This window comes from Thermocoleostomius sinensis A174, from assembly GCF_026802175.1.
Lineage (GTDB): Bacteria > Cyanobacteriota > Cyanobacteriia > Elainellales > Elainellaceae > Thermocoleostomius > Thermocoleostomius sinensis.
Window position 1 is genome coordinate 5,504,779 of the sequence record NZ_CP113797.1, and the last position, 25,554, is coordinate 5,530,332.

Genomic DNA, 25,554 nt, shown 5'->3' on the forward strand with positions numbered 1-25,554 from the left:
ATTTATTTGGTTTATAGCCATTGCCAACTGGCGGTCAGATTCTTTGTTAAATTGTCCGCTACGTTTTGCTAGGTTGTCGAATCCGTGTACTTAGAACATATGTGATCCAGATAACTCAATGAGAGATGATTCCTTGGTATAAACACGTAAGCACGATACTGTTGATTGAAAGGAGGTAATCTTTTCGCGTTTCTTGAGCGATCTTGTCTGTGTCAGGGAAAACTAGCCTTCGTAATGCTATTAGATCACGCAGAAGCTATGGCAGACAGGGATAGCCGCCTGAGCAGAGCTAGAAGCTTGGGAGTTCTACCGATCGCTCGCAGAGATAAACTTGATCAAAAGGATTTAGATGATCTGTTTCGCTTCAATGTATTGGGCAGAAGCCGCCTCGATTTAAGCCTTTCTGGCATGAAGAAGGCTAATTTTGATGTGGAACTATACGCCTTTAGAGTGCCGCCTAGCCAAATTAGCAAAAAAGAAGGAAACATTGATTTTAGAAAGTTAAAAGCCAACGTTCGCAACAAATATCTGCAATTGCTGGGAGTTTCTAGAAACGGGGGAACTGCTAGTGAAAGCTTACAAGCGGATCTGGCGGCAGGAGAATATCTGGTTCGTGTTTCTCGGCGTCGGGGCAAGAGTCGGTATCTCTTGCAGTTAAACGGGGCACTGATTCCAGATCCCACCCCACTTCCCACCCCACTTCCCGCTCCAGCACCATCTCCGACTCCAGGTCCTACCCCACTTCCTATTCCCACTCCGCTTCCTGTTCCAAACCCCTCTCCCGCCCCAGCGCCTAATCCGACCCCAAGCCCCCCTCCCGCACCCGGTAATTCTCTGGCAACTGCCTTTAACCTCTCGCTTCCTAGTGCTTTGGTAACTGGACGAGTGAACAACGACGATCGCAGAGACTACTACACCTTCACACTCGACAGGGCCGAAGATGCGCTATTTGAATTAACCGGGTTGAAAAAATCTACCATCACACTCTTAGATGAACAAGGTCAAACCCTCTCTCAATTCACTCCTAAAACCAGTTTTGATCGCGAAAAATTTATTAAATCGCTAGAGGCTGGTAAGTACTATCTGTTATTCGAGCAGCAAGCGATCGGAACAACGGGTAATTACTCCATCAATGCCTCAGTTCTAACAGATGCCGTTTCGGACGAGGTTCCTGCCACCCCCAATGTGACACTGAGGACGACAACCCAACGATTCAGCAACTATGTAGTAGATGGTGGCAAGCGATCCCAAGTAGACTACTACCGCTTCAGCGTGAATGCGACGAGTAGCCTCACGGTAGAAGTGAAAAATTTGTTTGGCAATCTGGACGTTCGCCTTGGCAAGGTGAGCGATCCGCAAGAACAATGGCGCGTGTTTGATGATGCCAGTAACAGCCCACCCGAAACCTATGGCCGAGGTACCGAAGCATTCCGAGGAAAACTATCAGCAGGCGAATATATCCTTCAGGTTTATGCACCCGAAGGACAAGGCTCAACTTACGATTTGTTTGCATCGCTCAGACCAACCTTCGATCAACCCGCTATTAGTCGTGATATCAACTTCAATGGCAATGCCCAAGCCAAGAACTTAATTAACGTAGGCAACTTTGCCTTCTTTTCTGCCAATGATGGAACCCGAACGTCCCTCTGGCGCACGGATGGAACTTTGACCGGAACTGAGCGCGTTCGTGATTTCACGTCTATCAGCGATACCGCCGTTTCAGCGAACAATGCCCTCTACTTTGTAGCGGATGGCGGAACTGGTAATGAGTTGTGGAGGAGTACAGCAGGCGGAACCATCAGGCAGCTAACCAACTTCACTGGCAACGGTGGTAGTTCTAGTTCTGATATTTCTCAAATTACGGTAGTCGGCAGTCGCGTTTACTTTATGGCAAACCCAGGCGGCGGACAACGCTTTTATCGCACTAATCTTAATGGAGCGGGTGTAGAGGACATCACGCAGGTAACGGTCAATGGTCGCACTCTGCCGTTATTCACTGACCAAATTCGCAATTTAACGGTCGTAGGAGATCACCTTTTCTTTGTTGCAGACACGGATGGCGGTGACAGCGATATGGAACTGTGGCGAGTTCGGAACGCAGGCACAGCCGATCGAGCGGTCGAGAAAATCGATATTAACGCGCTAGGTTCTTCCAATCCTGCTAATCTCACGGTCGTTAATGGCAACACCCTCTACCTCACCGCTACGCGACCGAATCTAGCAACCTTTGTGCAAGAGCGCCGATTGGTGAAGCTGGAAAATATTCTGGATGACACAGACGATGACATCAACGACAATACCGGGATCAAAGCCATCAATATCAACATTCAAGGTTCGTTAACCGATAGCACGCTGTATTTATTGAAGGGGGATGCGGCCAATGAGGCGGATGATATCTTGTATCTTACTGCCGACGCCAATGATGGCAGCAGCAGAGGTCGGGAGTTGTTGAAACTGGAGAATCCTGTAGCAGCTACCAGTGCTTCCATAGCGACGATCGTCAAGGATATTGCCCCTGGGAATGCGGGTTCTAATCCGAGAAACTTCGCAGAGTACAATGGGCGTCTCTTCTTCACCGCCAATGATGGTACTGGTGAGAGGCTTTGGTATACCGATGCTACTGAAGGTGCGAGGTCGATCGACGTTGGCTTATTAAACAGCACTGACAATACTAGCCAGGTCGCCTATAGTAATGCCTCTCAGTTAACAGTGGTTGGCAATACGCTGTATCTTTCGGCAAGGAGCGAGCGGCAGGGCATAGAACTGTGGCAAATTCGGGGAACGACCTTGAGCCTGGTTCAAGATATTAATATGGTGCCGTCAGAAGATATTTCATCTGCGAACAATAGCTCTAGCCCACAACAGCTTGTGTCGATTAATGAAACCCTATTTTTCGTAGCGGATAATGGCCCAAGTGGCTTGGAAGTTTGGTCTGTGACACCAGATGAGGAGCTTGCCTAGATTGAGTCTGGATTGAGAGGGTTGGGTGCTGGCTGCGCTCAGCCCTTCAACGTCTCTAAGCTGAGGGCATGGCTATTACAGAGTCGAGAGGCAACTGACTCCATCAAACTCATGAAAGGATGATTAAGCAGTTGCCTCATTTCAGATAATCTCACCTACCTATGATTCATCAACCTGGTTGAGGCGGCGAATTTTCAATACATCGCTCATCTTGCGGATTTGGACAAAAATGCGTTCTAATTGGTCGTGGTCTACTATATCAATCCCTAAATTGATCACCGCTGTTTGTCCCGGAAATGTTTTAACCTGGGCACTGCGGACGTTGATGTTGTAGTCGCTTAGCCGTGACAAAATATCTTTTAACACCCCCACCCGATCGAAGACTTCAATATAGATTTGCACAGGATAGGTATGGGGGCGAGTATTGGTAGCACTATCAGCATTCCAGCGCACAGGAATTAGCCGATCGCCTGGAATATTATCGATGTTGTGGCAGCCTTGACGATGAATAGAAATGCCGCGACTACCAAGTGTGACAACGCCAATAATCGGTTCTCCTGGAACTGGATTGCAGCAGCCAGCCAAGTTGTGCAACAACCCTTCTACTCCAACGATTGGAGATTCCTTGGCTCGGTTAGGAGCAATGGGAGTTGACAGCGTTGAAGATAGTAGGAGGGTTTCACCTTGGAGACTGGTAGGGGCTGGCTCGATGGGTTGTTTGGCTTTAATGGCTTCCCGTAGCCGATTAATCACTAGATTCAATGTCACTTCGCCATAGCCCAATGCTGCTAGCAAATCTTCTGGAGATTGATAATTACATCGCTCGGCTGTGACTTGCATAGGTTCTGATTTCAGCAAAGCTTCTAAGCCGCTTTTGCCCAATTCTTTCTCCAACATTTCCCGTCCGCGCAGTACATTCTCGTCGCGGTGCGATCGTTTGTACCACTGGCGAATGCGATTGCGAGCGCTGGGCGTCACAGTAAAATTGAGCCAATCTAAACTAGGATGAGCGTTCTTTTGGGTCAAAATTTCGACAATATCGCCATTCTTGAGCGGGGTTTCCAGGGGAACCATACGTTCATTAACCCGTGCTCCGGCACAATGATTCCCTACTTCTGTATGGATGCGATAGGCAAAATCAACGGTGGTGGCTCCTTGAGCAAGTGCTACAACATCTCCATTGGGAGTAAACACGTAAACATCGTCAGCAAACAAATTATCTTTGATGTTCTCTAAGTACTCCTGCGCATCTTTAAGATCGCTCTGCCACTCAAGCAATTGCCGCAACCAGGTGAATTTTTCATCATCGGTGGTGAGTTTGCTATGGCTACCACCAGATTCCTTATACTTCCAATGGGCGGCGATCCCATACTCTGCCACATGATGCATTTCTAAGGTGCGGATTTGCACTTCGATCGGCCGTCCTGTGCTACCGATGACAACCGTGTGTAGCGATTGATAGCGATTGGGTTTTGGGAGACCAATATAATCTTTAAAGCGGCCAGGAATTGGACGAAATTCATCGTGCACAACGGCCAATGCTCGATAGCATTCGTCATTACTTTGCACAATAATGCGAATGGCAGCAATATCGTAAATTTCTTGAAAGCTCTTTTGCTGCCGCTGCATTTTTTGATAGATACCATATAGGTGCTTAGGGCGACCGCTGATATCGTGACATCGAATTCCCAATTGATTTAACCGTTCCCGCAATGTAACCGCCACTGCCGCCAGTCGAGCTTCTCGATCAGTGCGTTTGTCAGCCACAAGTTCCTGCATTTGCCGGTAAGCATCTGGCTCAAGATACTTGAAAGACAGATCTTCTAGTTCCCACTTAAACCGGCCGATCCCCAGACGGTTAGCCAGCGGAGCAAAAATTTCGCGGGTTTCTAGGGCAATGCGTCGGCGCTTATCATCCGGTAAATGTTCTAGGGTGCGCATATTGTGCAGCCGATCGGCCAACTTTACCACAATGACGCGAATATCCTGGGCCATGGCTAAAAACATCCGGCGGAAATTTTCAGCTTGGCGCTCCGTTTTGCTAGAAAAGTTGAATTTGGAGAGTTTGGTGACGCCTTCAACCAAACATCTCACTTCAGGACCAAATCGCCGTTCAATTTCTTCGCCCGTCACATCGGTATCTTCAATGACATCATGGAGAAACCCGGCTGCAATCATTGCTGCACTGCCCCCCAATTCGCGTAGTAGCCCAGCTACCGCCACCGGATGGGCAATGTACGGTTCACCAGAAGCGCGGGTTTGCCCTTTATGCAAGCAGTAGGCAAATTCAAAGGCTTGACAGACTAACGTGGTGTCGGCAGGAGAGGCTTCAGTTCCATCGCAGGCAAGCGGCGATCGCTGATCGATGATGCATTCTGAAAGCCAGTCGGGCAGCGTAATGTCGTTAGGAATAGACAGAGCTTCTACGTTCATGCTGTTAAGCCCGGAAATCATAAGGTAAAGGGCTAGAATTTAAAGGGCTAAAAAGTAGATGTTTGCTGATTTTACGGTATTTAGCCTTCATCAGAACAGGAAACAAATCGAAAGGGTTTGAGCTTCCGCCCGGAGCAACGCCTATCTTGTCTCACGTAGGGACAAACTAGAACTCAACTGCTCGTTCGGCATTACTTTTAATCCATCAATAACCAAGTGCAAATGATCCCAAAGAGTATTGCCAAAAGCCTGCTCGAACTCAATCCACCAGATAGGCTTTGAATTCAATGAACGTTGCCCACTCTACGAAAGGATTTTCGGATAGGCGTAAATATTGACCCTTAAAAGATGGAGACGCTGAGAAGGCACGCCACTACAAACTGTCACCCTTCGTGTAACGGAATGTATGACTAAACCCTCATACAACACTTTTTAACATTACTTTAACCAATTGTGTAACCGAAACGAGATTTTTGTTCAAATTTTGCTTAATTAATTTCCTACTTACCTTATTCCTATGGTGTTAGACGCTCAGCGACGTTCCTACTTCAACTTTCAGCGTGATTTGTTGCAACTTCAAGACATTTTGCAAAAACGGGTGTCTGGTACGGTCTTGCAATCTGCGTTTCAAGATTTGCAGCAAAGCTGGCAATCCTTACTGGAAATGGATGTCAGTCAGAATGAAGGTCAACTGGCTCAAGGTTTGACAGCCAATGTGCAAACCTATCAAACCGAGATGAGTCGATTGATGCGTTTGTTAGGTATGGATATTTTGTTTCTGAAAGCTGCTCGGCAATCTGCTACCACTCAGCAACGGTTACAGCAAGCAAGCGATCGAGTGGCTCAGCTACTTCAGTATTGTGAGGGAATACTCGGCATGGAGAATGAAGCATAATCAAGGATCTTCGGAACTCTATCCTGACGTTCCTGTTCTTTGAGTGATTTAATAAGAAAAACCTGTCGGGAAAGTGGGCTGTGCGCTGTCCGAAAAATAAAAAAATTGAGTTGCTAGACGATCGCCTAAGCGTGGATTTGGCAGTAAAACGCTGTCCAGACTGCAAAGGTATATGGATTCCATCCAATGAGTACGAAGTGTGGCAACAGCGACACGTTCAAGATTCTCTGGAGCAGTTGCCATCTACGTTAAATGTGGATTATGTACAGTCGCCCTTAGATGCCAAAGCCGCATTTTGCCCTGAGTGTCATCGTTATTTAGCGCGTGCCAAAGTTGCAATCAAAACGCCTTTTTATGTTGAACGTTGCTCTCAATGTGGTGGGATTTGGTGTGACCATGGCGAGTGGGATGTTTTGACACAACTAGGGTTAAATACGATTGTGCAACAGCTATTTACTAGTGAATGGCAAGCGCGATCGAAACAACGAGAGCAGTCTGAGCGTGAACGGCAAGCTACGATTGATAAACTAGGTCAGGAATTAGCAGATTTGGTATTTGAGTTAGCTGAACGCCTGGAAAAACATCCAAATGGCGATTTTGGCATGGCGTATCTAATGCGACGATTCAACCCATGACGAGGGCCCGAATCGAACTGCTAGTGAGTGGCTTTGCACTTAAAGCTTCAAGCTTAAAGATCTAGGCTAGCTAACCAGTACATCGCCGCAATCGCTCCTGCCAAACACACTCCAACAGCAATTAAGGCAATTGCAGCCCCAAACCCTGCCGCCATGGCCACAGCCATGATAATTGTCAGGTAAGTTGCACCAAACCCTATGGCAGTTAAGGCAATAGTTTGAGGCGTCCAATGAATAAATTTGGTGTAATCACGGTTGAAGTTCAGTTTGGCTCGCTTGGTATGAGGGCGATACACATGACCCCGATCGCCAATAATAGGTTTGCGGGATGGGCGGTACACAGAATCAGGTTTGTGAGATGGCATAAAATGCTGACACAGCGACAGAATAAGTCTGGCTAAATAAGTCTTGCTAAATTACTGTACCCACGCTGACAACGATGATTAAAATAGCTCTGCTCTTGCTTAACGGTTTTTGCCGATCGCCGGGTTAGGAGTGAATTAGCTCTATGGTTACACCGCCCCCCCACCAACCACTGGTCAGTGTCATCATTCCAGCCCACAATGGTGAACAGTTCATTGGGCAAGCGGTGGAAAGTGTATTGGGGCAAACCTATCGACCCATTGAACTGATTGTTATTAACGATGGTTCTACCGATCGCACTGCAAACGTACTACAGCCATATCTTCGCAACCTTCGGTATATAGAGCAGCGCAATGGTGGAGTAGCCATGGCTCGCAATCGTGGGTTAGCGATGGCTCAGGGTGAGTTCATTGCGTTTCTAGATCAAGACGATTGGTTCGCTGCCGATAAACTGGCGGTTCAAACTGCCTGTATGCGAACAGATAGGGCAGTGGGGATGCTTCACAGTAGCTGGCACATTGGCGACGAACAAGGACAGATTCGAGGCACGATTGCTCCGTGGCAAACAATGCTGACCCTTGATTTAGCTGGTTGGGTGCAGTGGAAACCTGTCTTTTTGGGTGCTATGTTGTTTCGTCGCGACTGGCTATTGCGATCGGGTGGGTTTGATTCTCGTTGGCAGCAAACCAATGATGTCGATTTAGTTTTGCGCCTTGCCCGCTTGGGCTGTCGAGCAAAATGGGTACAGCAAGCGACCGTTTGTTATCGACAACATGCAAACAATGTCTCGCGGCAGGCATTGCAACAAGCGATCGAACTACAACAGGTATTAGATAATTTTTTTGCGTCTTCAAATTTACCTACGGTCATTCGACAATTGGAACCGGCCTCACGGTATCAAAGTTTAGTTTGGAGTGCCTGGCGGCTTTACCGTAACGAGTGTGTCAGTGAAGCGATCGACTATTTGAACCAATCACGACAGTATACGACACAACTCCGATCGGAAGTGATATTAGATTGGATTGAGGCATTCAGGCGCTATGAAGCAGAGTATGGCCAGCAATTTCATCCTCAGTCGCTTAACGTTCCAGCGCTTTGGCACCTATTGACTTAACATTTTGCCCCATGAATCCTTGCTTTAATGACCTTGATAGACGAACCAAACGAACTTTCCTTCTCTATCCTTGGATACAGGCAATGATTCTGTCCCCCCCCTATGTTAAGATGCGTAGCAATTATGAGTTTTGTGTTGGAGAGGTAGAGTCACACATGGAAGCCGCATTGCTGTTGGCAAAGTTGCCCGAAGCCTACGCGATTTTTGATCCCCTGGTAGACGTTCTGCCAGTGATTCCTGTCTTCTTCCTGTTGCTCGCCTTTGTATGGCAAGCAGCCGTTGGTTTCAGATAAGTTGCAAAACAAACCTCTATTGTCCACCCTGATCCCTATCTCTTTTTTCATAAGTGGGGGATGAGGGTGAATTTTACTATTACACATTTACTATTACAAAATATTACATGGCGGGCAAAATTACTCTGCTAGTCCGAGGGTTCTTTTTGCCAAGCTGCTTGAAAGAAATCTAATTCACATCGCATGGCGTAACGATAAGTCGATCGCACTAAATCAGTCAAGGTGGCGTATCGGTCAGCGAGTTCAGCAAGTTGAACAGTCAACGGTGCAAATTCGTCGCTGCTATAGGTACGAATCCAGTCAGCATAGCAATGTTCAGGAATACCATTTTGGGCTAGGCGTTGTCCTAAAAAAGCGTAGAGTTTCATACAGGGCAGCATGGCAGCGGTAGTGGTGCCAACATCTTGGCTCCAAGCGGTTGCCAGCAGAAAATCTGTGTAGCGTCGAGTGGCAGTTCCTGGCTCCACCGATTGCCAATCGACTGCCCAGTTAGAGGCGTAAGACTGATGCAGTTGCAGTTCTTGTAGAACGCCGCTTGCTAGAGCGTGAAATGTGCCAAATCCTTGCCAGTCAGGAGCTTTTGCGGCAGCAATGCTGTAAGCCCGTGCAAAAGCTTCTAGAAAAAAGGCGTCTTGTCCCACATAATAAGCAAACTTGTATTGAGGTAAGCTTCCCGTGGCAAGTCCTTGCACGAATGGATTTTCAAGACAGGCGATCGCCAGATCTTGGTTTGCTTGCCACAATGATTCAGCAATAGACATGGAACATAAAGAAAAAACAGGAATAACGGATCAAACGGCAGACCGGCTTCTGGAGGGTCAATGAGATGGGGCTGCTTTTAATTTTTACGTTCAACCATTCTGGTCATCTATTCGTTAATCCATCACAGCATGATCAACCGCTCGAGGATTATCCACTAATTTGGAGGCTGCTTGAATTTCTAGCGCCACAATCTGGTCATCTGCATCGTAATCGATAGTCACACCCGATCGGTCTTCGCTGAAATATTCAACTGGCGCATCTTTAAAAACAATCTGCAAAATATCTTTGGTTGCGTCGTAAATTACTTTCATAAGCGACTTTCCTGACTCTCTCGTTGAAATGTCAGCATCATACCCGATGTCTCGGCTGCTTCACGGTAATCTAGACGCTGAATAGGAACTGAGTTCCCTCAATTCCACGATGGGTAGCTCTACAATCGGTAGCCATTCATTCTAATAAGGAAAGCAGGGGGCGTTCTGTCCGAAGCCCACCCACTTTACGGGCATGGGTGGGCAAAGCTCACCAACAATCGGGAATGCTACCCTCCTAGTTGGCATCTTGATCTGACTTACCCGGTAGATCCTTTGTGCGATCGAGCTTCAGCACCAATACCCCCAATGGAGGTAAGCAGAGGTCGATCGAGTAGGGACGGTTGTGGAACGTCCACTCCTCAGCCCACTTACCGCCCAAATTGCCCATGTTGCTGCCGCCATACTCACGCGCATCGCTGTTAAATAGCTCGGTGTAGAAGCCCATTTCCGGCACCCCAACCCGATAGTGAGAATGGGGCTGTGGCGTGAAATTGCACACCACTACCACATACTCTTCTGGATCGTCCTTGGCTCGACGAATAAACGAAACAACACTATGGCGTTGATCGTTGCAGTCAATCCATTCAAACCCGTCGTAGGAGAAATCCTGGGTATATAGGGCCGGCTGGCTCTTGTATAGCTCATTCAAGCGGCTCATGAAATACTTCAGTCGTTGGTGAGGTTCATAGTTAAGCAGATGCCATTCCAGATCGCCCCACACATTCCACTCGCTCCACTGCCCAAACTCCATGCTCATAAACAACGTCTTTTTGCCGGGGTGGGTAAACATATACGAGTAGAGGGCCCGCAAGTTGGCGTACTTCTGCCACTCGTCGCCAGGCATTTTACCGATCATGGGACTCTTGCCATGCACAACTTCATCGTGTGACAGAGCTAGCATAAAGTTCTCGGTAAAGGCATACATAATGCTGAACGTGACATTGTTCTGATGAAACTGCCGGAACCATGGGTCCATATGGAAATAGTCCAGCATATCGTGCATCCAGCCCATATTCCACTTCAGGTTGAAGCCCAAGCCGCCCACATAGGTCGGCCAGGATACCATTGGCCAGGTTGTGGACTCTTCGGCAATACTGAGGATGCCGGGGAAGTAACTGAAAATCACGTGGTTGGTTTGGCGAAGAAAGTCAGCCGCTTCAATATTTTCTCGACCACCATACTGGTTAGCCACCCACTCTCCATCTGGTCGCAGATAGTCGCGGTACAACATAGACGCTACGGCATCGACGCGAATACCATCAATGTGGTACTTGTCGAACCAGAACAGGGCATTGGCAACTAGAAAGTTGCGGACTTCGTGGCGAGCATAATTAAAAACTAGCGTTCCCCATTCTTTATGTTCGCCAATTCTGGGGTCGCCGTACTCGTACAACGCCGTGCCATCAAAGAAAGCCAAGCCGTGTCCGTCTTTAGGGAAGTGACCGGGAACCCAGTCGAGAATCACGCCAATCCCGTTTTGGTGGCATTGATCCACAAAATACATGAAGTCTTGTGGCGTGCCAAACCGAGACGTAGCGGCATAGTATCCTGTCACTTGGTAGCCCCAAGAACCATCGAAGGGGTGTTCGGCGATCGGCAGTAGCTCAAGATGGGTGAACCCCAGTTCTTTGACATAGGGTATCAATTTATCGGCTAATTCACGGTAAGTAAGAAAGCGAGCGCCAGGCTTGAGGTCGGCCACAATCACTGGCGGAATTGGATTGCCCTCCGCATCAATTGCTGGTTCCGAAGCGCTACCGTGCATCCACGACCCTAAGTGCACCTCATACACTGAAATGGGTTGAGTGAGTGGCTCGGTGTGACGGCGCTTTTCCATCCAGTCACTGTCGTGCCAGTGATAGGAATCCAAGTCTGCCACGATCGATGCTGTTTTGGGACGCACTTCTTGCTGAAATCCGTAGGGATCAGACTTTTCGTAAATGTGCCCGTGATGATTTTTAATTTCGTACTTGTAAGCAGCCCCATAGGTCAGCCCTGGAATGAACAGTTCCCAAATGCCATTGTTGCGAATCCGCATCTGGTGCTGGCGGCCATCCCAGTGGTTGAAATCGCCTAGAACCGAGACGTTGCGAGCATTGGGGGCCCAAACTGCAAAATAGACTCCCTGTACTCCGTCAATTTCAGTGACGTGGGCACCCATCTTTTCATAAATACGGTGGTGATTGCCTTCCCCGAATAAATAAATGTCATAGTCGGTGAGCAAGGGAGACCGAAAAGCATAGGGATCATAAATTACTCGTTCGTGATCCCCTTCCTTAATACGAAGTTGGTAGTTCTTCAGATGCTCTCGCTCTAAAATACACTCGAAGAAATGAGGATTATGTACCACCTGCATCGGATATTCTTGCCGTTCTTCTGGGCACACAACCCAGGCTTCTGTCGCTTTGGGAAGGTAGGCTCTTACCGCCCAGACGGATTTCCCGTTTTGATGGATCTGGTGCGGGCCAAGAACTTCAAAAGGGTCATGGTGCTGGTTCCAAACAATTCGGTCAATCTGTTCTGGAGCAACGGTCATGGGCATGAAATCACCTACCTTACCTATGTAAAAAAGCTACTGAAAGAACGACAAGAAAAAGAAATAAGGCAACACCCGGAATGATTCCAAGGGGAAACGGCTGATGCTATCGAGGATTCTCTATAACGTGAGTGTATGAAGAATTATAGAAACTTTAGATGCATAATTTTGACGCATTGATGGTAAATTGCTGAATTGCTGGTTTTGATTAACGGTGCGATCGGCAACTGGGGCAGAGGGTAGGGGATCAAAGAAGATCATGGGTCGGACAGCACTAAATTATGAAGAAACCACAACAAGACTTAACAAAGCGTAGCAAATTGCGGCATAACACTCAAATCCTACCCGTCTCGCGACGGATTCTCAAGTCATTTGCTCCGTAATTCCCTGGGTTCTGATGCGACTCCGGCAAACGGGTGTTCAGGAATCTATTTAAGTAGATACTTTCAAACTAATAAGTTTTTATTAAGCTGCATTTGTCATCCGGTGTTAACGCTGATGAATTAGTCACTATGAATTCTCTGCAAAACGATTTATTTTTTTATTGATTGAACTTTTCCTTGGTTCACTACGTTCGTTGTTTTACTGCAAGCAGTGTTCTCCTGAACTCAATCTTTTTCTGAACTAGTACCATGAACGACGTTTCGTGTATTACGACTGTCTTACCACGCGGGGAACTCGCGAGTTCTTTGCGGTTTGCCCAATTGCGACCGATCGATCAACCGGCCACGTTTGGGCAATATTTCACTCAAATCGGTGCATTTCTCCCAAATTTGCTGGCTGCCCTGGCCATCCTGATTGTCGGGTGGCTGATTGCCACGATCGTTGCATCAGTAATTCAAGGCTTATTAAGGCGTACGGATCTGGATAATCGCTTAGCGGCATCCATTACAGGTCGTCCCGAAGATGCTCGCAATCTCGCCGTCGAGAAGTGGATTTCGGCTGCCATCTTTTGGATCATTATGGCGTTTGTGTTGGTGGCGTTTCTCAACGCCCTCAACTTGCAGGTCGTTTCTGCACCGCTTAATGGATTCCTCCAGCAAATTTTTAATTACTTACCTCGTCTGGGTGGGGCGGCCCTACTGTTGCTAGTCGCCTGGGCAGTTGCCTCACTGGCAAAACTCATCCTGACGCGAGGTTTGGCGCGGTTCGATTTAGACAATCGGTTGGCGGCTCAAACTGGTAATCAAACCAGCCCATTTTTGCTCAGCGAAACCCTGGGCAACGCAGTGTATTGGTTTATTTTTCTATTTTTTCTGCCAATCATCCTGGATGCGTTGCAGCTTCGAGGGCCGCTTCAGCCCGTACAAAATCTACTGAATGATATTGTGACGTTCTTGCCCAATATCATTTATGCCATTGTGATTGCGGCGGTGGGTTGGTTGATTGCGCGAATTGTACGTGGCATTGTCACCAACTTGTTGGCGGCTGTTGGCACTGATCAAATTGGGGCACGGGTTGGGCTAACCCAAGCCAGAGGTGGGCTGTCGTTGTCAGCGTTATTAGGCACGATCGTCTATGTGTTAATTTTGATTCCCACGGCAATTGCGGCCCTTGACGCTTTACAAATTGCCGCTATTTCCGCCCCAGCCACTAATATGCTGCAAGAGTTTCTCTTGACGCTGCCTCGCATTTTTACGGCGGCTCTGATTTTGGTGGTGTTTTACATCATTGGACGATTTGTGGCAGATCTAGTGGCCAATATTCTCACAAGCCTTGGCTTCAATAACATTTTTAGCTGGTTAGGACTGCCAAGAACCGTTCGTCCTACTCCTGCTGATTTGCCACCACCAGCCACAATGTCTGATGTTCCACCGCCAGGGGGCACTCCAACCACGATTCAGCCGACCCCACCCGTTCCATCCCGGACTCCGTCAGAGATTGCGGGGATTGTGGTGCTGGTTGGAATTCTGCTGTTTGGAGCCGTCGCGGCCACGGAAGTGCTCGGCTTTGCTGTGTTGACGGCGATCGTCAATGGCATTTTACGAATTTCGGCTCAGGTACTCAGTGGCTTAATTGTGTTTGGCATTGGCTTGTACTTGGCAACGTTGGCCTACAACCTGATTACCAGTTCTGGCGGCCGACAAGCCCGGATTTTGGGACAGGTCGCTCGTGTGGCCATTATTGCCCTCGTGACAGCCATGGCATTACAGCAAATGGGGATTGCTAGCAACATTGTGAACTTAGCGTTTGGGTTGCTGGTGGGAGCCATTGCCGTTGCAATCGCCATTGCCTTTGGGTTGGGCGGCCGCGATGTTGCCTCCGACCAACTGCGCGATTGGGTCGCTTCCTTCCGACAACAGCGACCATAATTGAGGATTGTTTTAGCCCATCAAACCTCGCACTCAAACTTGAGTTACTTCAGTTACTTCGTTTTCAATTGGGATAAACATAATCAGAACAGGCGTGGGCAACTACGCCTCTTTTTGTGACGGCGGGGACATGGATGGATTACTTCCACTCACATTCTGCGCAAACTGCCGCAGGCGCTCCCATACCTGATGGACTAAATCTGGGGCATCTGCCTCGAACCATGCGATCGATCGATCGGCTCGAAACCAAGTGCGCTGCTGCTTGGCAAACTGGCGTGTATGCAAGACGATTTGGGCTTCAGCCTCCGATCGCGACAGATGCCCTGCTAAATACTGCTTGATTTCCTGGTAGCCCAATGTATCGAGCAAGGGCAAATCGGCTCCGTAGGTTTGGCACAGGTATTTCACCTCCTCCACAAATCCGGCAGCTAACATCTGCTTAGTGCGCCGCTCAATTCGTCGAGTTAACCCATCGGGATCACGTAGGCAATCTAAGCCAATTTGTAAAATTGGATAGGGCGGCGGCGCTTCACCTTGCTGTTGTGAAATCGGTTGCCCCGTTACATAAAACACTTCTAAGGCTCTCAGGGTTCGCACCTGATCGTGAGGATGAATTTTATGGGCAGCGCTGGCATCAACCTGCTGCAAGAAGGCATAACACTGAGCTTGACCAAGGGCTTGAAGCTGCGATCGCAAGATTGGCTGGGGAGCTACTCGAGGAATATGTAGTCCACGCACAATTGATTTGATATAGAGTCCTGTCCCGCCAACGAGGAGGGGAATTGGGGATTGGGGATTGGGCACTGAGTGCAGGTCATTGATCAGGGTTTGGGCTTGCTGTTGATAACTTGCCAGGGTGAGGGTCTCAGTGGGATCACAAATATCAATCAAATAATGAGGAACTTGCTGGCGATCGTGTTGAGTCGGTTTGGCTGTGCCAATATTAAATTCGCGATAGACCTGTCGTGAATCGGCACTGAGAATAACACAAGGGAAGCGCTGAGCTAATTGCATCGCTAACCCTGATTTCCCAGTTGCAGTCGGCCCGCAAATAACAATTAGAATAGGAACAGGAAGATGTAGTACAAAAGTATTAGCTGAATTCACAGAAGAAGTCTTTGAGATCACGGGTAAATCACTAGAACCACTGAACGGCAAACTTTGGAACGCGATCGATGCTTTATATATCAAGTATTCCTAACAAACAATTTGATCCATCCCCTTAGTAAACTTCACCTGAGGCTGCGTTAAAATCGCCTTCAACCCTTTTGTGCTAAAATTTTGGTATATTTTGATATTTATAAATTTGGGACGCTTCAAACACTCATAGGAGTTCTTCGTACATGACAACTAACTACGGTGCTAGCCAGATTCAAGTCCTGGAAGGTCTAGAGCCTGTTCGGAAGCGCCCAGGGATGTACATTGGTAGCACTGGTCCCCGTGGTCTCCACCATCTAGTGTATGAGGTTGTTGACAACTCCGTAGATGAGGCATTAGCAGGCTACTGTAAACACATTCAGGTAACGCTTCACGCAGACGGATCGGTGTCTGTCGCCGATGATGGTCGGGGCATTCCCACCGATATTCATCCCCGCACTGGGCGATCGGCGTTGGAAACGGTGATGACGGTCCTTCATGCTGGTGGTAAATTCGGCGGTGGCGGCTATAAGGTTTCTGGAGGTCTACATGGCGTTGGAATTTCGGTTGTAAACGCCCTGTCAGAATGGGTAGAAGTAACCGTTTGGCGCGACAAGCAAGTCCATACTCAGCGGTACGAACGCGGTGTTCCCAAAACAGAATTGATCACAAAACCGATCTCGGAAGCCCGCACTGGTACAGCGGTTAGCTTCAAGCCAGATGCCGAAATTTTCACAACTGGAACTGAGTTCGACTTTGCGACTCTAGCTGGACGATTGCGTGAATTGGCTTACCTCAATGCAGGGGTAGAAATCACATTCACTGATCAGCGTTTAGAGTTGCTGAAAAGCGATCAACCGAAAGTGGAAACCTACCACTATGCCGGTGGCATTCGCGAATATATCACCTATATGAACAAGGATAAGCAACCCTTGCACGAAGAGGTGATCTATGTTCAGGGCGAGCGCAACAATATTCAGGTGGAAGTGTCGCTGCAATGGTGTGCGGATGCCTACACCGATAACTTACTGGGGTTTGCAAATAATATTCGCACGATCGACGGTGGGACGCATCTAGAGGGCTTGAAGGCAGTGCTGACCCGAACCATGAATGCGATCGCTCGCAAGCGCAATAAGCTCAAAGAAAATGACCCGAACTTGGCCGGAGAAAACATCCGTGAAGGGCTGACGGGTGTGATTTCGGTGAAAGTCCCCGATCCTGAATTTGAAGGACAAACCAAAACCAAGCTTGGCAATACGGAAGTTCGTGGCGTTGTAGATTCCTTGGTTGGTGAAGCGCTGACTGAGTATCTGGAGTTTCGCCCGAGTGTGGCCGATGCCATTCTGGAAAAAGCGATTGAAGCATTTAAAGCTGCTGAAGCTGCCCGGAAAGCGCGAGAGTTAGTGCGCCGTAAATCGGTGTTGGAATCCTCAACCTTGCCTGGCAAACTAGCTGACTGTAGTTCTCGCGATCCAGCCGAATCAGAAATTTTTATTGTCGAAGGAGATTCTGCGGGTGGCTCGGCTAAGCAAGGGCGCGATCGGCGCTTCCAGGCTATTCTGCCGCTGCGAGGTAAAATCCTCAATATTGAAAAAACCGATGACGCCAAGATCTACAAAAATACAGAAATTCAAGCTCTGATCACAGCGTTAGGGTTGGGCATTCGTGGCGAAGAGTTTGATGCCTCACAGTTGCGCTATCACCGCATTGTGATTATGACCGATGCCGACGTAGACGGCGCGCATATTCGCACGTTGCTGCTGACGTTCTTCTACCGCTATCAACGATCGCTTGTCGATCAGGGCTATATCTACATTGCTTGTCCGCCCCTATACAAAATTGAGCGAGGGCGCAATCACTACTATTGCTACAGCGATCGAGAACGCAACCAGGTTATTGCCAGCTTTCCGGAAAACGCCAAGTACGAAATTCAGCGGTTTAAGGGCTTGGGAGAAATGATGCCGCAACAACTTTGGGATACCACCATGAACCCCGAAACGCGGACATTAAAGCAAGTGGAAATTGAAGATGCTGCCGAAGCCGATCGCATTTTTACTGTGCTAATGGGCGATCGAGTGGCTCCCCGCCGAGAGTTCATTGAAACTCATGGTCCACGTCTCAATTTGACCGATCTAGATATCTAGACATCTAGAACCTAGACTAGGTGTCTAGGGTGGAGACTGATTTGTATTCTAGTGCCTGGCAGGGGCAAGAATTGAATGAAAACCGCAGATTGATAGGCACACTGAATCGGGCTTCGTTCAGTTTGCTCCTCACCGTCGCACGGCTCGAAACATACCAAATCGACATAAGCCAGTGCCAAATGCCAACCGCATTAGCAGCAGTGTGGGGACTTCTCGTAACGATTTAATCAATCCAGATAGACCAAACTTCACCAATCCCCTCGGTCGAGCGATGCCTTGCCAAATCGAGTCAAGCCAAGAAGGCAGTGTCGGTTCAGTCCAATCGGCTGTGATGACTGATCCTTCCACTAAGCCCGTTGCTTCTAAATGTTCGGCAAACTCTTCAATGCTGGCAAAGGCAGGATGAGACCATTGATCCAACAGTTGTCGCATCACTGGCCGCTCCCAGAAATTCAGTGGCTTTTGGCGATCGTCTCGTTGGTTCCAATCTGCCACAACTAAAATGCCGCCGGGTTTTAGCACCCGCATCAGTTCTTTAGCAAAGACTGCCTTATCGGGCATGTGTGGGCCCGCTTCGATCGACCAGACCACATCAAAACTAGCATCGGGAAACGACAAATTCATGGCATCATCGACCAAAAACCGAACACTGAGGTCTGCGGGTGACAATTCCTGTGCCCGCTGTACTTGCTGAGGGCTAATGGTAATACCAGTTACATCGAAGCCATAGTCCTGTGCTAGGATGCGACTGCTGCCGCCAATGCCACAACCGACATCTAAAACCGTTGTGCTGGCTGGAAGCAAGTCTAAACCACCCCAATGCACCATTTCATGCACAAAATCCGCTTTTGCAGCTAGAAAATCCTTGCGCCGTGGTGGTGAACCATAATGCCCCAAGTGAATATGCTCACCCCAGTAAAATTCCAGAATGCCGTCTTCTGTCCATTGGTCGTAGGAGGTTGCCACCGAATCAGAGGATTGATAGCGACGAGCCGTAACTAAATACAGCACAATCCCGATCGTCAGAGATATTAGAAAAATTCCAACTACTACAAGAAAACTCATGAGACCCTGAAGTCAGTGATTTGAGCGACAAAGGCAATGTAACAAACAATGAATTCGCCCTTTCATTATGAAAGGGCACGCCTCAGCAGGCAAGGTGAGTTGTAGCTAATAGTCTGTCATACTGCTGTCTTGCTACCACGCGACCTGCTTGCGCTCATGTAATACGCGGCCGTATACAGCTTCGGTTTGCTGTGCCAGCTTTGCCCAATTAAAGCGTTTGTCGAGGTCTTCATAGGCGGTTTCAACAAGCTGCCTAGCGTAGTCTGGATTTTTTAAAATTTCCAGAATGCCCCAGGCGATCGAATCTGGATTTCCTGCCCGCGTTACAATCCCCGTCTTTCCATGTTGCACCACTTCAGGAAAACCGCCCGTATCAGATACCACGACTGGAATGCGAGCGGCAAAGCTTTCTAATGCGACAATGCCAAACGGCTCATAGAGGCTGGGAAATACTGCGCAATCCGCCACATGGCGAAATTGGTTTAAATCATCCTCTGGCATAAACCCCGTGAAATAGCATTGCTCCCAGATGCCCAGATGCCAAGCTTGATGCTTGAGTGGTTCCAAATTGCCGCCGCCAATGATGACAAACTTTGCCTGCCCTGCCATTTCCCACAGCACTTTGGGAGCCGCGCTCAACAGTAAGTTGATGCCTTTTTCGTAGGTCATGCGCCCAACATAATAGACAATCTTTTCGCCATCTGCCGCGAAGCGCCGCCGAAACCGCCAATAATCAAAATCGGGGGTTGGCTCTCGCTTTTTCACGCAGATGCCATTGTAAACCACATCAATTTTGTCCCATGCACACTGTAGCGCCCGTTCCATTTCCAACCGCATATAGTTGGTGCAAACAATCACTCGCCAGGCTTCAGCCGCCAAATTAGTCTCTTTACCATGAATATAGCGATGAGTGTCTGTGTAAATGCCGTTGTATCGCCCGTACTCCGTTGCGTGAATGGTGGCGACAAGGGGAATTTTGAAAATGTGTTTGAGGGCGATCGCCGCATCACCCACAAGCCAATCGTGGGCATGAATCAAATCAAACGGTCCATCTTCCATCAGCAGTTTGCCGCCGTGTTGCCCCATACTTTCGTTCATATTGGCAACCCAATGGAAGAAATTGTGGCTTTCTCCTACATGGACACGATGAACGCGAATGCCATCTACAACTTCATAGCGAGGAGCTTGTCCAAACTCGACCGTTAGCAAATGAATTTCATGACCCAGGTCAACCAATTCAGGATAAAGCTCTGCTACATGCCGAGAGATTCCTCCTACAATCCGTGGTGGAAACTCCCAAGCTAGTACCAGAATCTTCATTCCCTATGCCTCGCGCTGCTAAAGTTATCGTGGACTATTGTTACCAGACTATTGTTACCAAGCTATTGTATGCGGCTCACTTAATGATGATAGGCAGCTTTGTACAGCCCTAGCTCAATCCTCAATAATTCATGAAATTATCCTATAGCGTGGCTATTTTTACGGCTGCTTTGTGAAGTCTTTTCCAACCCTATGGCAATTCTGTACAGCGTTATCAGATTCCTATTCAGATTCCTATGATGAAATTTCGGTCAATCGATCGCATGTGTAACATATGTAATCTGTATCGGCGATCGACAAAATCGTTGAAATTAAGCAGATTGGTGCAGCAAAACAGAGAAATTGACAGGAAACCCTCGACCATACCTTTGCAACTTTCGATAATCCGTGAGTAAATCTGTCAAAATAATTAAGAAAACCTGCTAGGTATTAAACCCCGTCACTATTGAGCGAATTCTCATGGAGGCATTGCCCAAACAGCCCGTTAATCCTGAAACGCCGTTACAACTCTTGCTGTTTGTAGACAAGCGCCCCTCCTCGGGTGAGAGGATTCGTCAAATTCGCCACTGTCTCAAAGAGTTGGCTGCCGAGGATGTCTATGAACTTCAAGTTGTCGATGTCAGCGAACAGCCCCATTTGGCTGAACATTTCAAGATTGTAGCAACGCCTTCGCTGATTAAGATTCATCCAGAGCCGCACCAAACCCTTGCGGGCAGCAATTTAGTGGCTCAGCTAAAGATCTGGTGGCCCCGTTGGCAACGATCGATCGAAGAGTATCAGTCGCTGATAGAACGAGGCACGGTCGCAGAGGTTGCCTCTCTCAATCAGATTCAGTCGATCGCTCAATCTGCTGAAGTGATTCGCTTGTCCGATGAAATTTTTCGACTGCAACGCGAACGCGAAGAATTACAATCGCAGCTTCAATTTAAAGATCAATTAATCGAAATGTTGGCTCACGATCTACGCAATCCGTTGACGGCCGTTTCGATTGCGTTAGAAACCCTGGAACAGTTGGGCCACGCTTCTAAACAAGAAATTGTCTGCTCTAATCCACAGCTAATGGGGCAACTGGTGCGTCATGCCCGTATGCAAACCAAGGCCATCGATCGCATGATTACCGATGTGTTGCAGGCGGCCCGTGACAAAAGTGCTGAACTGCACATTCAACCAAAAGAATTAGAGTTGGGACACCTATGTCTAGAGGTGATCGATCGCTTGCGAGAACAGTTTCAGGCAAAATTTCAGCAGCTAAAAACTGATATTCCCTCAGACTTACCTAAGGTTCATGCTGATCGGGAACGGGTGAGGCAAGTATTGATCAACCTGCTGGATAATGCTATTAAATACACCCCCGAACATGGCACGATCGAAATTGCTATTTTGCATCGCACCACCCAAAAAGTGCAGGTCAGCATTTGTGACACTGGCCCAGGAATTCCATTAGAAAATCAAAAATCGATTTTTGAAGAACGCTTCCGCCTCAAACGCGATGAAGCTAAAGAAGGATATGGCATTGGGCTGGCACTATGTCGGCGCGTTATTCGAGCACATTATGGGCAGATCTGGGTCGATTCAGAACCGAATCATGGCAGTTGCTTTCACTTTACCTTGCCTGTCTATCGATCGATCCGATCTACCTAAAGGATGCTGATATCCGGAGTTTGGCTAATACAAGGCTGAGGATTACGGTTATTCTGATTGAAATAAGCGCAGGTATTGGGAATGGGTAATCGATAATGGGAATGGGTACTCAATCGTAACAGTGCTATGGCAAAACCAATTCTCTAATTCGTTTCATTAATAATTGCAATTGATTCTTCATATAACTCCTGATTTAGGTACAACACTGAATCATGGTTTGAGTAGTTTGAACTGATTGGGTAGTGACTTTGAGCAATAGCCCTTACGATTTTTGTTCTTATATGATGTGATACCACTTTCAAAAATCTTCGCGACAAACGAACTCTCGTTAGGGCAATTCGCGCTTCGCCCCGACTCAATCTGCCACATTCTCAATTTCAATGCGGATAAGATCGAGTTTCAACTTCGTTCAGCAATCAGGTTGATATGGGTTGCGCTGCGGTTAACTCAATATCCCTAGAATCTCAGGAAAAAAGATAGCCTTAAAGAATCGATCGCAGTGCCACAACAGTTTCAACCCGTGGCATGAGAATTTGGTCGCTTCCCAAGCAGTACATGACACTAACAAACTTCTCTAACAAACTTCTATCGAACTATTCAGGAGAAGCAGATGGCATCCTTTCCAAGCATTTTTGTATCTCACGGTGCGCCTGACCTATTGCTAACCGCAAGCCCAGCGCTGGAATTTTTTCAGCAATTGGGAGCGCAATTGGGTCAACCAAAGGCAATTTTGGTGATCTCGGCTCACTGGACAACGCCTCTACCGACGGTGAGTTTGGCGACGCAGCCTGAAACGATTCATGATTTCTGGGGATTCCCAGCTCCGTTGTACGAGCTAACCTATCCTGCCCCCGGTGCGCCTGAGTTGGCTGATCGGGTAAGCAAACAGTTAATCGAAGCGGGGATGAGCTGTGAACTGGCGGCCGATCGCGGCTTAGATCATGGCGCATGGGAACCGCTGATGGCAATGTATCCAGATGCCAAAATTCCTGTGACGCAACTTTCGGTGCAGCCGCATCTGGGCCCAGCCCATCATGTGCAAATGGGACGAGCACTGGCAGCACTGCGGCAAGAGGGGGTATTGGTATTAGCCAGCGGAGCCATCACGCATAATCTAAGCAAATTTCGGGGTCATGCCTTTGATGCCCAACCGCCAACTTGGGTGACGCAGTTTGATGATTGGCTGACAGAGATCATTACGGCATCTGAACTTACGGCGTCTAGTCTCGATCGCCTGTTGGAGTATCGTCGTTTAGCCCCCTACGCGGTCGAGAACCATCCTACGGAAGAACATTTTCTGCCGTTGTTTGTGGCGATCGGGGCAGGCGGTCTAAAACCACAAGGTCAACGCCTACACTCCAGTTTCACCTATGGCATTCTCAGCATGGCGGCCTATGCGTTTAATGAGGCAATGACAATCCCTGTAGTTTTTAAAACAAAATAGAAAAATTTACACTCTTGTTAAGTAATGTCGAGAAGCTGGTACAAAGACTTGGATTTTGTCAAGGTGTGCTCATATTTTAGACATCAGTACACATTAAGTTGAATAGAGCCAATATGGGTCTTACCGAGAAAATTAGCGATCAACACACACAAGCAACGGTGGCGGCAGATTGTGCCAAGTTGATAGACGAGCAGGTGGCAGCTAAAAATGGCATTTCCGGCTTGGCGCTGAAAGCAGCCTATGGTGTTGTTAAAGGAGTTGAGCCTAGCTACATTCCAGGGGCCATTCAACGGCTATTACCAGATGCTCTTGTGGCGCTTGATCCACTGTGGAATGAGGGGGTTCAATCGGGCGATCCTGTCCAACACTTGATCCAAAATCGATCGCGCACAGCAGAAACCTTGCTGAGCATTACCGATGCCAAAATTAGCAAAACCAAAAATGGCGTCGTACGTTCGTCCTACAACAAGCTGCGTAAGTCCGTAAAGAATGATGTGGAAGAGGCAGTTCCAGGCTTAGCTAAAATCTTGGCAACCCATGCCCAAGCTTAGCGTTGCATTGCTTTTAATCTATCTAATCCAGCCCTGGGTCTGATTGTCAGGCTCAGGGTAAGTTGTACCTGTATCATGGATGACAGTACGCCAGTCGGTTAAGACGCAGCCATGACTCAGTACATTCTCGCCTTAGATCAAGGAACGACAAGTTCTCGCGCCATTGTGTTCGATCGCCAAGGTAACATTCTAGCGCTGGCTCAAAAAGAATTTCAGCAAATTTTTCCGCAATCTGGCTGGGTCGAGCATGATGCCGATGAGATTTGGGCCGCTCAAATTGGGGTCGCTAATGAAGCCTTAGCTCGGATTGGCATTGCTGCTAGTGATATTGCCGCGATCGGTATTACTAACCAGCGCGAAACGACAATTGTGTGGGATCGCAACACAGGACGCCCAATTCACAACGCCATTGTTTGGCAAGATCGCCGCACAGCAGGGCTGGCAGATGCACTAAAAGCGGCCGGACACGAACCCCTGTTTCAGCACAAAACGGGGCTGGTAATCGACGCCTACTTTAGCGGCACAAAACTCAAGTGGCTCCTCGACCATGTCCCTGGTGCAAGAGCCAAGGCCGATCGGGGTGAACTGGCTTTTGGCACGGTCGATAGTTGGCTGATTTGGAAGCTGACTAACGGAGCACTGCACATCACCGATGTCACCAATGCCTGCCGTACTTTGCTCTACAATCTGCATACGCACGATTGGGACGATGAATTACTGACCCTGCTCGACATTCCCCGCAGCCTATTGCCGGACGTTCACCGTTCTTCTGAGGTGTATGGGCACACGGCAGCCGGGTTACTGGGGGCGCAGATTCCGATCGCCGGGATTGCCGGAGATCAGCAGGCAGCTACGTTTGGGCAGGCGGCGCTGCAATCAGGCATGGTGAAAAACACCTACGGCACGGGCTGCTTTATGCTGCTCAACACCGGGGAAAAGCCAATTCCTTCCCAACACAAACTGCTGACGACGGTCGCTTGGAAAGTCAACGATCGTACGAACTACGCGCTAGAGGGCAGTGTGTTTGTAGCGGGGGCGGTGGTGCAGTGGCTCCGAGATGGGCTTGGCATCATTAAGCGTAGCGAAGAAGTGGAAGCGCTGGCCAACAGCGTTCCCGACAACGACGGGGTGTATTTTGTACCAGCCTTTGTCGGGTTGGGTGCACCCTATTGGGACAGCTATGCGCGCGGTACGATCGTCGGTCTCTCTCGGGGTTCAACGGCGGCTCATATTGCCCGTGCCGCCTTGGAAAGCATTGCTTATCAAACGGCTGATGTCATTGATGCCATGCGGCAAGACTCACAGCTATCGCTACCCGAACTGCGCGTAGATGGTGGGGCATCGCGCAACGATCTCCTGATGCAATTTCAAGCAGATATATTGGGTGTCCCCGTCGTCCGTCCCAAAGTGACTGAAACAACGGCCCTGGGAGCCGCCTACTTAGCCGGACTAGCGGTGGGTTATTGGCAAGACGAAGCAGAGATTTTGCAATTGTGGCAAATGGACAAACGGTTTGAACCCTGCATTAGCCCCGATCGTCGTGAGATGTTGCGTCACGCTTGGCGGCAGGCCGTTTCTCAAGCACGCCAGCCCAGCCAAGGAATCACCCCCTAACTCTACGATGCCTACCGTTTGAC

General features: G+C 48.5%; 19 protein-coding genes. 11 read left to right on the forward strand and 8 right to left on the reverse strand.

Annotation, left to right across the window (positions count from 1 at the left end):
* Positions 1-258: 258 nt before the first annotated feature.
* Entirely contained in the window at positions 259-2,961 is a 2,703-nt protein-coding gene (locus tag OXH18_RS23890; protein WP_268610028.1) for a pre-peptidase C-terminal domain-containing protein, read from the forward strand.
* A gap of 159 nt (positions 2,962-3,120) precedes the next feature.
* Here OXH18_RS23890 and OXH18_RS23895 read toward each other — a convergent pair whose 3' ends face one another.
* Positions 3,121-5,394, reverse strand: coding sequence for a RelA/SpoT family protein (locus OXH18_RS23895; protein ID WP_268610029.1), 2,274 nt, complete (start codon positions 5,392-5,394; stop codon positions 3,121-3,123).
* A gap of 517 nt (positions 5,395-5,911) precedes the next feature.
* On the opposite strand from OXH18_RS23895, the gene patD reads away from it, so the two are divergent.
* Together patD and OXH18_RS23905 are read left to right on the forward strand one after the other, a co-directional pair.
* On the forward strand, positions 5,912-6,289 hold the full coding sequence (gene patD / locus OXH18_RS23900; RefSeq protein WP_268610030.1) for a heterocyst frequency control protein PatD: 378 nt from the start codon (positions 5,912-5,914) through the stop codon (positions 6,287-6,289).
* A gap of 80 nt (positions 6,290-6,369) precedes the next feature.
* Positions 6,370-6,924, forward strand: a complete 555-nt coding sequence (locus OXH18_RS23905; RefSeq protein WP_268610031.1) for a TFIIB-type zinc ribbon-containing protein — start codon at positions 6,370-6,372, stop codon at positions 6,922-6,924.
* Positions 6,925-6,977: 53 nt separating this feature from the next.
* On the opposite strand, the gene OXH18_RS23910 is transcribed toward OXH18_RS23905, so the two are convergent.
* Positions 6,978-7,289 carry a hypothetical protein gene (locus tag OXH18_RS23910; RefSeq protein ID WP_268610032.1) on the reverse strand — a complete coding sequence of 104 codons (312 nt, stop codon included), beginning with the start codon at positions 7,287-7,289 and terminating at the stop codon, positions 6,978-6,980.
* Between the two features lie 143 nt (positions 7,290-7,432).
* Here OXH18_RS23910 and OXH18_RS23915 point away from each other — a divergent pair, with 143 nt between their 5' ends.
* Both OXH18_RS23915 and OXH18_RS23920 read left to right on the forward strand, forming a co-directional pair.
* Complete coding sequence (locus OXH18_RS23915; protein ID WP_268610033.1) at positions 7,433-8,401, forward strand: glycosyltransferase family 2 protein; 969 nt, start codon at positions 7,433-7,435, stop codon at positions 8,399-8,401.
* 155 nt (positions 8,402-8,556) lie between these two features.
* Positions 8,557-8,694 (forward strand): photosystem II reaction center protein K, encoded by a 138-nt coding sequence (locus OXH18_RS23920; RefSeq protein ID WP_036531950.1) that lies wholly within the window; start codon positions 8,557-8,559, stop codon positions 8,692-8,694.
* A gap of 128 nt (positions 8,695-8,822) precedes the next feature.
* On the opposite strand, the gene OXH18_RS23925 is transcribed toward OXH18_RS23920, so the two are convergent.
* The 3 genes from OXH18_RS23925 to glgB all read right to left on the reverse strand — a co-directional run bounded on the left by OXH18_RS23925 (position 8,823) and on the right by glgB (position 12,309).
* Positions 8,823-9,455, reverse strand: coding sequence for a TenA family protein (locus OXH18_RS23925; protein ID WP_268610034.1), 633 nt, complete (start codon positions 9,453-9,455; stop codon positions 8,823-8,825).
* Between the two features lie 114 nt (positions 9,456-9,569).
* A complete protein-coding gene (locus OXH18_RS23930) occupies positions 9,570-9,767 on the reverse strand; it encodes a DUF2283 domain-containing protein (protein WP_268610035.1) in 198 nt (65 codons plus the stop codon).
* Positions 9,768-10,002: 235 nt separating this feature from the next.
* On the reverse strand, positions 10,003-12,309 hold the full coding sequence (gene glgB / locus OXH18_RS23935) for a 1,4-alpha-glucan branching enzyme (protein ID WP_268610036.1): 2,307 nt from the start codon (positions 12,307-12,309) through the stop codon (positions 10,003-10,005).
* A gap of 626 nt (positions 12,310-12,935) precedes the next feature.
* On the opposite strand from glgB, the gene OXH18_RS23940 reads away from it, so the two are divergent.
* On the forward strand, positions 12,936-14,615 hold the full coding sequence (locus OXH18_RS23940; RefSeq protein ID WP_268610037.1) for a mechanosensitive ion channel: 1,680 nt from the start codon (positions 12,936-12,938) through the stop codon (positions 14,613-14,615).
* Between the two features lie 102 nt (positions 14,616-14,717).
* Here the strand turns inward: OXH18_RS23940 and miaA are convergent, their stop codons facing one another.
* The gene (miaA, locus tag OXH18_RS23945) at positions 14,718-15,629 is read right to left on the reverse strand and encodes a tRNA (adenosine(37)-N6)-dimethylallyltransferase MiaA (RefSeq protein ID WP_268610038.1); all 912 of its coding nucleotides are present in this window, start codon (positions 15,627-15,629) and stop codon (positions 14,718-14,720) included.
* Between the two features lie 329 nt (positions 15,630-15,958).
* On the opposite strand from miaA, the gene gyrB reads away from it, so the two are divergent.
* A complete protein-coding gene (gene gyrB, locus OXH18_RS23950; protein ID WP_268610039.1) occupies positions 15,959-17,896 on the forward strand; it encodes a DNA topoisomerase (ATP-hydrolyzing) subunit B in 1,938 nt (645 codons plus the stop codon).
* Between the two features lie 129 nt (positions 17,897-18,025).
* Here gyrB and OXH18_RS23955 read toward each other — a convergent pair whose 3' ends face one another.
* Together OXH18_RS23955 and OXH18_RS23960 are read right to left on the reverse strand one after the other, a co-directional pair.
* Positions 18,026-18,961, reverse strand: a complete 936-nt coding sequence (locus OXH18_RS23955; protein WP_268610040.1) for a methyltransferase domain-containing protein — start codon at positions 18,959-18,961, stop codon at positions 18,026-18,028.
* Between the two features lie 132 nt (positions 18,962-19,093).
* Positions 19,094-20,281 (reverse strand): glycosyltransferase family 4 protein, encoded by a 1,188-nt coding sequence (locus OXH18_RS23960; RefSeq protein ID WP_268610041.1) that lies wholly within the window; start codon positions 20,279-20,281, stop codon positions 19,094-19,096.
* A 459-nt stretch (positions 20,282-20,740) separates the two neighbouring features.
* Here OXH18_RS23960 and OXH18_RS23965 point away from each other — a divergent pair, with 459 nt between their 5' ends.
* The 4 genes from OXH18_RS23965 to glpK all read left to right on the forward strand — a co-directional run bounded on the left by OXH18_RS23965 (position 20,741) and on the right by glpK (position 25,531).
* Positions 20,741-21,922, forward strand: a complete 1,182-nt coding sequence (locus OXH18_RS23965; protein ID WP_268610042.1) for a histidine kinase — start codon at positions 20,741-20,743, stop codon at positions 21,920-21,922.
* A gap of 610 nt (positions 21,923-22,532) precedes the next feature.
* Positions 22,533-23,366: a DODA-type extradiol aromatic ring-opening family dioxygenase gene (locus OXH18_RS23970; RefSeq protein ID WP_268610043.1), complete on the forward strand. Its 834-nt coding sequence runs from the start codon at positions 22,533-22,535 to the stop codon at positions 23,364-23,366.
* Positions 23,367-23,479: 113 nt separating this feature from the next.
* Complete coding sequence (locus tag OXH18_RS23975; protein WP_268610044.1) at positions 23,480-23,917, forward strand: DUF6918 family protein; 438 nt, start codon at positions 23,480-23,482, stop codon at positions 23,915-23,917.
* Between the two features lie 111 nt (positions 23,918-24,028).
* Positions 24,029-25,531: a glycerol kinase GlpK gene (gene glpK / locus OXH18_RS23980; RefSeq protein WP_268610045.1), complete on the forward strand. Its 1,503-nt coding sequence runs from the start codon at positions 24,029-24,031 to the stop codon at positions 25,529-25,531.
* Positions 25,532-25,554 lie beyond the last annotated feature (23 nt).